This window comes from uncultured Roseibium sp. (assembly GCF_963675095.2).
GTDB lineage: Bacteria > Pseudomonadota > Alphaproteobacteria > Rhizobiales > Stappiaceae > Roseibium.
The window spans coordinates 64,470-77,745 of record NZ_CAXXSJ010000044.1; the positions used below are offsets into that span (position 1 = coordinate 64,470).

The window sequence follows — 13,276 nt, forward strand, 5'->3', positions numbered from 1 at the left end:
GCTGGCATTTGTTTACACTTCATAAAGAAAAGGCGTCGCCTTCCACAAGGCAACGCCTGTTTTGAATGAAATCTAGCCTTGATGTTGATCAGGCAGCGGACCGGGCGACGGAATCCGCGATATCGTTGACCACCTGATTAACGAGATCCGCGTCGTCGCCTTCCGCCATGACGCGGATGACCGGTTCGGTACCGGACGCGCGGATGACGAGCCGGCCGTTCTTGCCAAGACGGCCTTCGCCGTCCCGGATCGCGGATTTGACGTCTTCCTGTTCCAGAGGCGCGCCGCCCTGATAACGGACGTTCTTCAGGAATTGCGGCACTGGTTCGAAACGCCGGCAGACTTCCGAGACCGACCGGTTCTGATCCTTGACGCAGGCCATGATCTGCAGGGCCGCGATCAGTCCGTCCCCGGTGGTGGCGAAATCGGACAGGACGATATGGCCGGATTGCTCGCCGCCGACGTTATATCCGTCCGCCCGCATGCGTTCGACCACATAGCGATCGCCCACCTTGGTCCGTATCAGGCCGAGGTCGAGACTTTGCAGATAGCGCTCCAGCCCGAGATTGGACATGACGGTCGCCACGATCCCCGGTGCGGTCAGCCGGTTATTCGCCTTCCACGACTGCGCGACGACGGCCATGAGCTGGTCGCCGTCGACCACTTGGCCGTTCTCGTCGACGATGATCACCCGGTCCGCGTCGCCGTCGAGCGCAATACCGATATCGGCCCGGACCTCGTGAACCTTCCTGATCAGGGCATCGGTGGAGGTCGAGCCGCAATCCTTGTTGATGTTGAACCCGTCCGGCGAGACACCGAGCGCGATCACGTCCGCTCCCAGTTCCCAAAGGGCTTCCGGCGCGACCTTGTAGGCGGCACCGTTGGCACAGTCGATCGCAACCCGGAGACCCTCCAGGCTCATCTCGCGCGGCAGCGTGCGCTTGGCGAATTCGATATAGCGCTGCTGCGCGCCCTCAATGCGCTTGGCGCGGCCCAGGTCCTTCGGGCCGGGAAGAAGCGCGCTCATGTCGCTTGTCGCCATCCGCTCAATTTCCAGTTCGATGGCATCGCTCAGCTTGAACCCGTCGGGACCGAAGAACTTGATGCCGTTGTCCTGAAAGGGATTATGCGACGCGGAAATCATGACGCCGAGATCGGCCCGCAGCGAGTGGGTCAGCATGGCGACCGACGGGGTCGGCATGGGGCCTAAGAGAAACGCATCCATGCCCACGGAGGTAAATCCGGCGACCAGCGCGTTTTCGATCATGTAACCGGACAGCCGCGTGTCCTTGCCGATCACGACCCGGTGCCGATGGCCGCCGTTCTTGAAGGCAATCCCGGCAGCCATTCCGACCTTGAGCGCCATTTCGGCGGTAATGGGGAACGTGTTTGCCTGCCCGCGAATGCCGTCCGTGCCGAAGAACTTGCGCATGTGTGTTTGTCGCCTGTCTTAGAATTATCATTTTGCTTCTTTTATCCCGGATTATGGCAAAAAACGGTTCAAAAATTATGAGCAAGTATTACGCTCCACACACAAAAATGCCCGGTCAAAGCCGGGCATTTTCTCTTTATGCTTTCCGATCAGGCCTGGGGCTGCGGCTCCATTCCGCCGCTCGTCTCATCCCCGCCACGCTTGACGCCTGTGGTGGGAACGGCTGAGGAGCGTCCGATCGGCTGATCGTCGTCGGTATCGCGGACCGGCGGCTTGCCATTGAGGAGATCCTTGATCTCGTCGCCGGACAGTGTTTCGTACTCCAGAAGGCCCTTGGCGATGGTATGCAGCTGATCCTCATGATCGCGGAGGATCTTGTTCGCGGTCTCATAGCCCTGATTGACGAAGGACTTGATCTCCGCATCCACCACCTTCTGGGTTTCATCGGAAACGTGCTGGTTCTTGGCCACCGAGTGCCCGAGGAAGACTTCCTCCTGGTTCTCGCCGTAAAGCAGGGGGCCGAGCTTGTCGGACATGCCGAACTGGGTCGCCATGGCGCGTGCCAGCTTGGTTGCCATCTGGATGTCGCCCGAGGCGCCGGAGGTCACCTTTTCGTAGCCGAAGATCATTTCCTCGGCGACGCGGCCACCCATGGCAACCGCAAGGTCGGCCTTGCACTTGGCCCGGGTCAACGACACCTGATCCTTTTCCGGCAGGCGCATCACCATGCCCAGCGCACGGCCGCGCGGAATGATGGTCGCCTTGTGGATTGGATCGGAAGCTTCCTGATGCAGGGCGACCAGAGCGTGGCCGGCCTCGTGATAGGCGGTCAGCTTCTTTTCTTCCTCGGTCATCACCAGGGTACGCCGTTCCGCACCCATCATGACCTTGTCCTTGGCATCCTCGAACTCGGCCATGGTCACCAGCCGCTTGGAGCGGCGGGCGGCCAGCAGGGCGGCCTCGTTGACCAGGTTCATCAGATCCGCGCCGGAGAAGCCCGGGGTGCCGCGTGCCAGCGTCTTGACGTCGACGTCCGGAGCCAGCGGAACCTTGCGCATGTGAACCTTCAGGATCTTCTCACGGCCGGTGATATCCGGGTTCGGCACGACGATCTGACGGTCGAAACGGCCCGGGCGCAACAGCGCCGGGTCGAGAACGTCCGGACGGTTGGTCGCGGCGATGATGATAATGCCTTCGTTCGGCTCGAAGCCGTCCATCTCGACGAGCAGCTGGTTCAGCGTCTGCTCCCGTTCGTCGTTACCGCCGCCGAGACCGGCGCCACGATGGCGGCCGACGGCGTCAATTTCGTCGATGAAGATGATGCACGGCGCATTTTTCTTGGCCTGTTCGAACATGTCGCGCACGCGGGACGCGCCGACACCGACGAACATTTCCACGAAATCCGAACCGGAAATGGTGAAGAACGGCACATTCGCCTCACCGGCGACCGCGCGCGCGGTCAGCGTCTTACCGGTGCCCGGAGGACCGACGAGCAGAACACCGCGCGGGATCCGGCCGCCGAGGCGCTGGAATTTCTGAGGATCGCGCAGGAACTCGACGATCTCCTGAAGGTCTTCCTTGGCTTCGTCGATACCGGCGACATCGTCGAAGGTCACGCGGCCATGGGCTTCCGTCAGCAGCTTTGCCTTGGACTTGCCGAAGCCCATTGCCTTGCCGCCCGAACCCTGCATCTGGCGCATGATGAAGATCCAGATCCCGAGGATGATCAGCATCGGGAACCAGTTGATCAGCGCTCCGAGGATGTTGTTGCCTTCCGCCGGCGGCTGCGCGTTGATCAGCACGCCCTTGGAGCGAAGCAGATCCACATACTGCCCGGCACCTTCCGGCGCGTAGGACTGGAAGGCGCCGCCACTGCTGTAATGGCCGGTGATCTTCTGCTTCTGGATGGTGACGTCCTGAATATTTCCCTGTTCCGCCTGATTCAGGAACTGGGAAAAGGCGATTTCATTCGACGCCGTCCGCTGCCCTGGGCTCTGAAACAGCTGGAACAGGGCGATCAGCAGGAGTGCGATAATCACCCAGAGTGCGAAATTGCGAAAATGTGCGTTCATTTCGATCCCTTTACCGCCGCACGCAAGAACCTGCGCGGCGTTAGTACTCAACTGTCAAGATAGGTCGCGGAAGCCCATCTGCCAAGGCGGTGCGCCATTCTTGCGCATCGCGTCTGACTTTTTCCTTAAAGAACTTATCTTGGCATCGGCATGGCGGATGCAAGATTGTTAATAAATGCAAGCCTCTGGTCCCTGCCCGTCTTTCCCATGAGCCAGCATGTCCGCGGCACGATCGGGTAGCCGGCAAAGCATGACGTCGGACATAAACCGGGTACCCGCCGCTTCGAAAAGTCCCGGCACGAACAACAATCTGTCTCCTAGCCGCAAGGCGGGAGCACAGGCAAAGGCCGGTTTCGGCCAGCCGGCGGGCCAATCGATCTGCGCGGACGTCCCCGGCACTTGATCCAATGCGCCGAGCGTGAGGGGCCCGGGCCCGCTCTCGCTCACGGCGTCTTGCCGGCTGTAGCAGTAGCGATCGTCCCAATTCCCTTTTGAGCCCTCCGCAAGCAGAATGCGCGCCGGCAGTTCCCTGCCCGCTTCCTTCCAGACAAAGAGATCACGGCCTTTTCGAAGAACAATCGCCCCCGACAATGTCTGTTGGGCGTCCCCGGACAGAACACGATCCTCAAGAAATTCCAGTTTGGAAAGGCGCAGCGGCTTGTCACGGCCCGTGACCCGGCGGATCATCCGCGCCAGCAGTCGCAGCCGCACCTCCCGCGGCAACCCGGCCAGGTTAGCGAAATCCAGACGCAGGGGTCCGGCCGGATGTTCGGTAACGGACGCCCGCCAGATGTTTGCCACCCATGTATCGATGGCGTCGGCAGCCCTGCGAAGGCGCCGCGCGGTTTCGACAAGACGGTCCGGTTCCAGCCCCTCTTCCGCCAGAAGACCGGCCATCGTCCGCAAGCGGACGCGCTTGTAGTCCGGATCGCGGTTGGAGGGGTCTTCGGCCCAGGAAATCTTTCGCGCGGTGAGTTCCCCGATGAGCCGCGCCTTCGGGAGCCCCAGCAACGGGCGCATCAATCGGAGCCCGAACGGGCCGTTCGCTTGATCGCGAGCCATGGCACCCAGACCGTAAACACCGCTTCCGCGGGTCAATCGATCCAGGAACGTCTCGACCTGATCGTCGCGGTGATGGGCAAGAAGAAGACAGGTGACACGGGCGGCGCGCATGTCCTGCGCCATGAGTCGATACCGCGCATCGCGGGCTTCCGCCTGAAGGTTGGAAGCCGGTTTTTCGCCGTCCCAGACCAGGATCCGGTGATCCAGGCCCAGTTGTTCGCAATGGCGCGAAACGGTCGCAGCTTCCTGGGCGCTCTCGTCCCGAAGCCGATGGTCGACGGTCAGCACCAGGACACGGCCGGTCCAGCCGGTTTGAAGTCGCCAGTCATTGAAAAGATAAAGAAGCGCAAGAGAATCCGGACCGCCTGAGACACCCAGGGCAACGGCGTCGGCTCCGGTCAGCGGATCGAAGAGCTGAGTGACCTCGTCTTGCGTCAGAACAGGAATGTCGTCAGGCCGGTCAGGAACACTTGCCACGGCGTTGCTCGTCGCGCGCCTGATCGAGGACCGCCGGCGCCGCGTTCGGGTATTTGTTCAGGAGTTCCGAGAAGGTCGCACAGGCGGCACCGTTCTCGCCGAGACCGTTCAGAGACAGGCCGAGCTTCAGCAGGCTGTCCGGGCTTTTTTCGCTTCCCGGATGATCGGTATAGGTCTTCAGAAAGGCATCCGCCGCTTCCCGGTAATTCCGCTGGGCCAGAAGGCTCTCGCCGAGCCAGTACTGGGCGTTCGCGGCACGCCGGTCGTCCGGATAGGTCTCGATAAAGGCGCGGAAGCCTTCTTCCGCCGCCTTGTATTCTCCGTTGACCGCATAGCTATAGGCCCGGTCGTAATCGGCCCGGGGATCACCGCTCGGCGCCAGGCCGGCCATGAGATTGCCGGCGGCTTGCGTACCGTTGTCCCCCAGTCCTGTGGGCGGCAAGGCGCCATTGGGCTGGCCGCCGTTCCCCTGTCCGCCCGAAAGCCGCCCGCCAGAGCGCCCAGATCGATCGGACCGTTGCCGGGCAGGCCGCCAGAAGAACCGATGTTAGAATCGTTGTTGGTACCGTTGTTCTGGTAACCGCCGGACGAACCCCAATCGCCGTCGCCGGATCCGCCGGCCGGCAATGTGCCGAGCGTCTGGACGCTGTCGGCAAGATTGCCCGCGGGCGGTTCCGGCTGTCCCGCATCGGACCGTTTACCCGGTCTCCCGCCACCTTCCAGCTGCTGGAAGCGGTATTCATTATCTTCCTGCATGCGCCGGATCTGATCCTGCAATTCCCGGACCTGGTAGGAAAGCTGCTCGATATGGCCGGTCAGGACGCGCATCCGCTCTTCCATTTCGTCGATCCGGACATTCGAATTGTCCTTGCGGCCGAACAACTGCGCCTGTGACGGGCTGGCAAGCGTGAACAAAGCCAGCGCGGCCAGGATTGCCGACAGTGCTTTCAATTTCCCCATTCCAATCCTCCGTCTTGTGCAGGACCTCTGTCCTACTCAAGGGCTGGATACCACAGGGCGCGCGGAGTTCGGCCAAAATTTGGCATGAACGCAGATTTTTTTGCAGGCTGCGCGCCCGTTTTGTCCGATGCCTTCGGACAAAACGAAAGAGGCCGGGCAAAGGGCCCGGCCTCGTTCCTCGACGGATATGGATCCGTTAACTCGATGCGTTGTTCAAAACAGTCACGGCGCGCCGGTTCTGCGACCAGCAGCTGTTGTCGTTACACACGGCGACCGGCCGTTCCTTGCCGTAGGAAATCGTCTTGATGCGCGTGGCGGATACGCCGCGGGAGACCAGATAGTCCCGGGTCGCATTGGCCCGGCGCGCGCCAAGGGCAAGGTTGTACTGCCGGTGCCGCGCTCGTCGGCGTGCCCTTCGACGGTAATGGTATATTTCCCGTAGCTGCTCAGCCACTGGGCCTGCTTGTCCAGCGTCGCCTTGGCCTGTGCGTTGAGCGTCGACTGGTCTTCCTCGAAGAACACGCGATCACCCACATTAACGACGAAATCCTGGCCGGTCCCGGGCTTTACATTGCCCTGAAGACCATCCGGCTGCGTCTGGGCGCAGGCGGCGACGAACAGCATGGCACCGATCACGGCCATGAATTTTGCGCCCCGCGCCAACTTCCCCAATTCAAACATTCTCGTTCTCCTATCCCCACCGGCCCCGACAGGGTGAACAGTTTCTATCCAAAGCTGGTTAAGACCGTCTTGGCAAAACTGGTAAACAGTTTCCTAATCGTTCCGTGTGTTCAACCCTGCCGGTCGTCCCGCCCCCCTAGTCGATCAGAGGCGACCAGGACGGATCCGATGCGAAGGACGGCGTGGTGACACGCTGCTCGTTGTAGCCGGTCAAATCGACCGTCCATATCTGAGGCCCGCCATTCGCGCCCGGCGTATCGCGGAAGAACACGAGAACACGGCCATTTGGTGACCAAGCCGGGCCTTCATTGTGATAACCCTCCGTCAGAATGCGTTCTCCCTTGCCGTCGGGGGTCATCACACCGATCATGAACCGGCCCTGGTGCTGCTTGGTGAAGGCGATCAGGTCGCCGCGCGGCGACCAGACCGGCGTGGAATAGCGGCCCGGGCCGAAGGAAATCCGCTGAGCATTCGAACCGTCGGCGTTCATCACGTAAAGTTGTTGGGAACCGCCCCGGTCGGATTCGAAAACGACCCTGCGTCCGTCGGGGGAATAGGACGGGCTTGTGTCGATGGCAGCGGTATTGCTCAACCGTGTCGTCCGCCGCGAGCGGAGATCCATGGAGAAGATATTGGCGTTGCCGCCCTCCTCCAGGCTCATGATGACCTTCTGCCCATCCGGCGAAAACCGCGGCGCGAACGTCATGCCCGGAAAGTTGCCGACGATCTCCCCGCTGCCCGGTCTCGATATTGAGCAGGTAGACGCTCGGATCGGTGCCGCCATAGGACATGTAGGTGATTTCCTGGCTTGTCGGCGAAAACCGTGGGGTCAGAACCAGTTCGTCGCCCCGGGTGAGATAGCGGACATTGGCCCCATCCTGATCCATGATGGCCAGACGCTTGACCCGCTTGTCCTTCGGACCGGTTTCATCGACGAAGACGATCCGCGTGTCGAAGTAGCCCTTTTCGCCCGTTCAGCCGCTCATAAACGGCATCGGCGATGATGTGCGCCAGCCGGCGCCAGTTGTCCGGTGTCGTGTAGAATTGCTGACCGAGCATCTGCTCGGACGCGAAGACGTCCCAGAGCCGGAATTCGGCCCTGACGCGCCCGTCTGCCTGTTTGGCGACCGACCCGGTCACCAGGGCCTGGGACCCGATGGTACGCCAATCGCCGAAGCGCGGCCTGGGTGTTCGCGCTCATGTTCTTCTGGGATGAAGCTCGCCGGATCAAGGGGCTTGAACAGGCCCGACCGCTTCAGGTCGGCCGCGATCACGGCCGTCATCTCTTCGGCAAGCTTGGCATCGCCTCCTTCGGGCGAGAACACCGGCAAGGCGATCGGAAGAGGCTCGACATGACCCTGTGTCACATCGATCTCGACCAGGGCCTTCGCCGGCTGAACGCCGGTTAGAACGCCCGCCAGAAGACCGAATGTCATCAGGCATGCGGCTGCCATCACCTCCAGGCGGGGCAGGAAACGAATTGCTTTGGACTTGTCGCACATGAGCGAAAGGGCTCCTTGCTTTCTCAAATTCATCCTACCCGCCAATCAGCTCGCGCGGGTCGAAATTGATAATCACTTCCTGCCATGCCTCGTATTTCGAGGCCGGCAACGTATAGGGCGCGCACCGCATGACGGCCCGCACGGCGCTGCTCGCGGCCGCCCGGAACGCCGGGTTCGAGTTGGAGTTCAAGACTTCCGGGCTGGTCGAAACCTCGCCTGAACGATCCAGACCGAACTTGACGCGCACCTTCAATTCTTCCGCCCCCACCGCGCCGACCGGCGGGTTCCAGCACTTTGCAATCTGGCCCCGGAGCGCATCAAGCTCCGATTGGCTCATCTTCACATTGGTGTCCTGGCTGAGACGACTGCCCAGGGACGCCGGGTCCTGGGAGGTCGAACCGCCGCCCGTGGGCTCCACCTTGTTGAGCAGAGCCGCGATTTCATTGGGCTTGAAGTCTTTTTCCTTCGGTTTCTCTGCCGTCTGGGTCGGACGCGGCGGCTTCGGCTTCGTCCTCGGAACGACCTTGGTCTGGATCGGCTCGGGCGCCGCCGCCTCCGGCGCTGGTTCGGGCGCTTTCTCGGCCGGCGCAGGTTCCGGCTCCGGTTCCGGGGCAGGCTCTGGGGCCGGCGCGGGTTCGGGCTCGGCAGCAGGTTCCGGTGTCGGTTCCGGTTCTGGAGCCGGCGTCGGTTCCGGTGTCGGCGGCGTCGGCTGTGCCACTGCGGGCTGATCCGGTTTTTCCGTCGGCTCGGCGGGTTTTTCTTTCGGCGTTTCGGACGGTTTTACGGCAGCAACCTCACGAATTTCCGCGTCCTTCTCGCCTTTTTGCAGCCGGGTGATGTCTTCCACCGGCACCAGCTCGACGGGAAGGGAATCGACCGGAGGCGTCGTAAAGCTCCGCGCGTCCGGAAAGGCGATCAAACCCCAGAGCAGAACGACCGTATGACCGGTCAAAGACGCGATGAGACCAACGCGCATAACAGACTTACGAGCCTTTTTCGTCGAGCGTTACGAGGCCAAGCCGCTTGAACCCGGCGGCATTGATCCGGCCCATGATCTTCATCATGGTGCCGTAGTCGGAATGCTGATCACCGCGCACGTAAATGCGCTCGTCGTAACCGTTCTTGGCAATGGCCTCGAGTTTCGGCACGACTTCGTCGAGGGCGATTTCCGTGTCCTGAATGAAGATCTGGCCGGACGCATTGACGGAAATCGTTATCGGCTCCGTATCGCCTTCCAGGGCCTTCGCCTTGGTTTCAGGCAGATCGATCGGCACACCAACCGTCAGCAGCGGAGCGGCCACCATGAAAATGATCAGGAGCACAAGCATCACGTCCACCATGGGCGTGACGTTGATTTCGCTCATGGGCGCATGACGCCGACGGCGCCGACGGCGTCCGCCGCCCGTCCCTTGGCCTGATCCCACCTGCATGCCCATGGCTTACGACCTTTCGTCGATCTGGCGGGACAGGATGGCGGAAAATTCGTCTGCGAACCCTTCCATTCGGGCCACCGCCTTGCCGACATCGGCGGAGAACTTGTTGTAGGCAATCACCGCCGGGATGGCGGCCAGCAGACCGAGTGCGGTCGCGAAAAGAGCTTCGGCGATACCCGGCGCAACGACGGCGAGGTTGGTGCTCTCCGAAGCCGCGATCGCCTGAAACGCGGTCATGATCCCCCAGACCGTACCGAACAGGCCGATGAACGGCGCCGCGGATCCGACGGTCGCGAGCACCAGGAGCCGGTTTTCGAGACGTTCGCCCTCGCGCTGGATGGTCACGTCCATGACCCGGTCGATCCGCTGCTGCAGGCTGCCGATGGCCGGCTTCGCACCTTCGTGGCTGCGTTTCCATTCCCTCATCGCGGCAACGAAGAGGGCCGCCATGGAATGGTTGGTCCGGTGATGCAGGGTGCCGTAGAGCTCCTCCAGGGACTGCCCGGACCAGAACACGGTCTCGAAGCGGTTCATCTGGCGCTTGGTCCGGCCCATCAGCAGGAACTTGTCCAGGATGATCGCCCAACACCAGACAGAGGCGCCGATCAGACCGATCATCACGATTTTCACGACAATATGTGCCTGCCAGAAAAGTGCAAAAAACGAAATACCGCCATCTGGAGCCGCCAGCGTCGACTGAACAAGTTCATTCATGAAACGTAAGACCTCTTGGTCGTGTAATTTGCCAGAGCCCTGGCTTTCGGAGCACGGGTTGCTTGACGTCCGCCGGACCGCCGCTCAGAGCCTCTCTGACCGCTGATTTTGGCGAAACTTCGACTTTGTCAAAGACTTTGCCCGAAGAACAAAGGAATCAATTAAGGTTACCGCCATATTAATGCTTTGGGCGAAACTTGAAATATTTCCTCAGCTCCGAAAAAAGTGCCCACCTTCGAGGCCGGAAATATCACAGTCCGGCAAGGCGGCTTGCCAGGTCCGGCGGCAGGCGCGTGGGTTTGCCGTCGGCGGTAATGACGGCAACAACCACATGGGCGGCAACCAGCAGGTCTTCACCACGATGGATCTCCTGATCGAGCACAATGCGCGCGCCCCTCAGGTCCGTAAGCCGTGTCCGGACTTCCAGGACATCGTCGATCGTCGAAGGCCTGCGGAAGTCCAGGTTCATGGACCGTACGGCAAATGCCAGTGATTGGCCGGATACGCCGGCCTGAAGTTGAGCGTGATGAATTCCGGCTAGGCGCAGAAAATCGGAGCGGCCGCGTTCGAAAAAACGCACATAGGCCCCGTGATAGACGATGCCGGTGAAGTCCGTATCCTCATAATAGACGCGGACAGGCAGCACATGAGTGCCGTCGTCGAGACGGCCGGCAAGATCAGGCCAGGTGGTCACGGTAGCCTCCGGATATCAAAATCAGCGCACCACTTATTCCGTGCCCAAATAGCAGAAGGCTCCGCAACGGACCAGAGCCGGCGGAGCCTTCCGATGTTCGGTTGAAGTCGATCAGGCGGCCGCAACCTCGGCAAGGAAAGTCTCCACGGACTTCCTGAGCTGTTCCGCCTGCTGCTTCATCTCCAGCGTCGCTTCGCGCATCTGCTCGACCGATCTGGAATTTTCCACCACGTCGTCGTTCAGGGAAGCCACGGCTTCAGACACGTTGCGCGTTCCACCGGCCGCTTCGGTCACGTTCTGGGAGATCTCGGAGGTTGCCGATCCCTGCTGCTGAACCGCGGAGGAAATCGTGGTCGTGTAGTTGTTCACTTCCTCGATCGAACTCGACACGTTCTGGATTTCCTGGACGGCATCGGTGGTCGAGGCCTGGATCGCGGAAATCTGCGCTGAAATTTCTTCCGTCGCCTTGGCGGTCTGCTCCGCCAGCGATTTGACCTCGGACGCCACGACCGCAAACCCGCGCCCGGCTTCCCCGGCACGTGCGGCCTCGATGGTCGCGTTCAGGGCGAGCAGGTTGGTCTGCTCTGCGATTTCCGAAATCAGCGACACCACGTCGCCGATCTTGTTCGCCGCCTCTGCCAGTCCCTCGATCTTCTGATTGGAGGTCTGGGCACTGAAGGTGGTCTGGCCGACGATCTCCGCGGTGGTTGCCACCTGGCGGGAGATCTCGGCAATCGAAGCGTTGAGCTCTTCGGTTGCCGAGGCGACCGCCTGCACGTTGGCAGACGCGTTTTCGGAATCGCTCACGGCCCCGGCGCCGCGTTCTGCTGCCGCTGCGGACCGGTCGCTCAACACATTGGACAGATCTTCGACGCGGCGGATGTTTTCTTCCACGACGGCCAGCACCTGCTGCGCCTCGGCACGGAAACCGTTGATCAGCGAATCGATCAGCTGTTCGCGCTCCTCGCGTGCGACATGACCGACCTTGCGCTCTTCGGCAAGCCGCTCGCGCTCGATGGAGTTGTCCTTGAAGATCTCGATACAGCGCGCCATGTCGCCGATTTCGTCACCACGCTCGGTCGCGTCGATATCGACCTCAAGCTCGCCGTCCGCGATCCTGCGGGCAGCGGCATTCAGCGTGTTGAGCGGCGCGAACATGCGCACAGTCAACCACCAGATCAGGCCGACAATCGGCAACATGCACACGATGCCGACCAGGATCACGCCATAGATGATCTTGTTGGCTGCCGCTGCGAGTTCCGTCTGCGGAACGGCCTCGATCACACCGTAAGTCTTGTCATGCACGTGCGCTTCGGAGCGGAAGAAACGGTAGAGCGTATCGTCTAGCGACAGCAGGTCCGGACCGTTCTGGACATCCGCAAACTGAAAGCTGCGAAGCGCGCTGCCGTCGGCGCCGAGTTCGATGGCCGTGCCCTTGCTGTCGACAAGGAAGTTCGTTTCATGCTCGGCGATGCCCGTCGGCTCGTTCAACAGGGTGGCAAAGCGGTTCATGTTGACCGACAGGCCGACCGCGCCGAAATAGCGGTCCATGTAATAGATCGGAGCGGCAATCACCAGGGCGACCCTGCCGGAATCCGAAACCACAAAACCGGAGCTGTACATGGTTCCCGGCTTCAGCGTTTCGTCGCCGGCCGCGGTGATGATCTGGTCGAGAGCCAGCTTGAAAGTGTTCTGCGCCAGTTCCGGCGCGGCGATGTTGCGGGCGAACTCGGATCCCTTGTTGTAGGAATAGACGAAGTCCCCTTCCGGGCTCATCAGCGCGATGTCGCCGAACAGGCCCTGGTCCACGATCTTCTTGAATGCCTGATGCACGATCTCGTGGTTGGTGATGTAGTAATTGTCCGCGCCTTCGGGGGTCACCAGGAGATATCTCTGGTCCGCCGGGTTCGGATTGTCATCAACGAAGAATTTCCGAAGTTCCGGTTTCTCGCCGTCCTCCAGGCTCTTCCAGCCGGCATTGGCCTTCAGGAGCGCGTCCTTGGCATCTTCCAGCGAGACGAAGAAGCCCGCGCTGTCGCGGACCTGCTCTAGCGCCAGTTCAAGCGTCTTCTGCTTGCCAAGCGTCGCGCTCTTGAGCGCGGCATTAGCCTGGGTGTTCGCAACACCGCTGGCAAGGTAGGACGTGACCAGCACGATCGCCAGACACATGACTGTTGTTCCGGCCAGGAACATCAGGGCAAGTTTGGTGGATAGGCGCTTCCGAATCATACGTCCCCCCGTATCAATGG

General features: G+C 61.3%; 9 protein-coding genes and 2 pseudogenes. All 11 read right to left on the reverse strand.

Annotation, left to right across the window (positions count from 1 at the left end):
* Positions 1-88 precede the first annotated feature (88 nt).
* Entirely contained in the window at positions 89-1,432 is a 1,344-nt protein-coding gene (glmM, locus tag ABIN98_RS16295) for a phosphoglucosamine mutase (RefSeq protein ID WP_346911643.1), read from the reverse strand.
* A 149-nt stretch (positions 1,433-1,581) separates the two neighbouring features.
* Entirely contained in the window at positions 1,582-3,504 is a 1,923-nt protein-coding gene (ftsH, locus tag ABIN98_RS16300; protein WP_346911644.1) for an ATP-dependent zinc metalloprotease FtsH, read from the reverse strand.
* Between the two features lie 168 nt (positions 3,505-3,672).
* Positions 3,673-5,043 (reverse strand): tRNA lysidine(34) synthetase TilS, encoded by a 1,371-nt coding sequence (gene tilS, locus ABIN98_RS16305; RefSeq protein WP_346911645.1) that lies wholly within the window; start codon positions 5,041-5,043, stop codon positions 3,673-3,675.
* A complete protein-coding gene (gene ybgF, locus ABIN98_RS16310) occupies positions 5,027-5,434 on the reverse strand; it encodes a tol-pal system protein YbgF (RefSeq protein ID WP_346911646.1) in 408 nt (135 codons plus the stop codon). Before ybgF ends, tilS begins: the two co-directional genes overlap by 17 nt.
* A gap of 765 nt (positions 5,435-6,199) precedes the next feature.
* Positions 6,200-6,684: pseudogene (pal, locus tag ABIN98_RS16315) on the reverse strand (peptidoglycan-associated lipoprotein Pal).
* A gap of 136 nt (positions 6,685-6,820) precedes the next feature.
* Positions 6,821-8,138: pseudogene (gene tolB, locus ABIN98_RS16320) on the reverse strand (Tol-Pal system beta propeller repeat protein TolB).
* An 82-nt stretch (positions 8,139-8,220) separates the two neighbouring features.
* On the reverse strand, positions 8,221-9,162 hold the full coding sequence (locus ABIN98_RS16325; protein WP_346911647.1) for a cell envelope biogenesis protein TolA: 942 nt from the start codon (positions 9,160-9,162) through the stop codon (positions 8,221-8,223).
* A 7-nt stretch (positions 9,163-9,169) separates the two neighbouring features.
* Positions 9,170-9,622 (reverse strand): protein TolR, encoded by a 453-nt coding sequence (gene tolR / locus ABIN98_RS16330; RefSeq protein WP_346911648.1) that lies wholly within the window; start codon positions 9,620-9,622, stop codon positions 9,170-9,172.
* A gap of 3 nt (positions 9,623-9,625) precedes the next feature.
* A complete protein-coding gene (gene tolQ / locus ABIN98_RS16335) occupies positions 9,626-10,333 on the reverse strand; it encodes a protein TolQ (protein ID WP_346911649.1) in 708 nt (235 codons plus the stop codon).
* A 250-nt stretch (positions 10,334-10,583) separates the two neighbouring features.
* Entirely contained in the window at positions 10,584-11,027 is a 444-nt protein-coding gene (gene ybgC / locus ABIN98_RS16340) for a tol-pal system-associated acyl-CoA thioesterase (RefSeq protein ID WP_346911650.1), read from the reverse strand.
* Positions 11,028-11,138: 111 nt separating this feature from the next.
* Positions 11,139-13,256: a methyl-accepting chemotaxis protein gene (locus ABIN98_RS16345; RefSeq protein WP_346911651.1), complete on the reverse strand. Its 2,118-nt coding sequence runs from the start codon at positions 13,254-13,256 to the stop codon at positions 11,139-11,141.
* Positions 13,257-13,276: the final 20 nt, after the last annotated feature.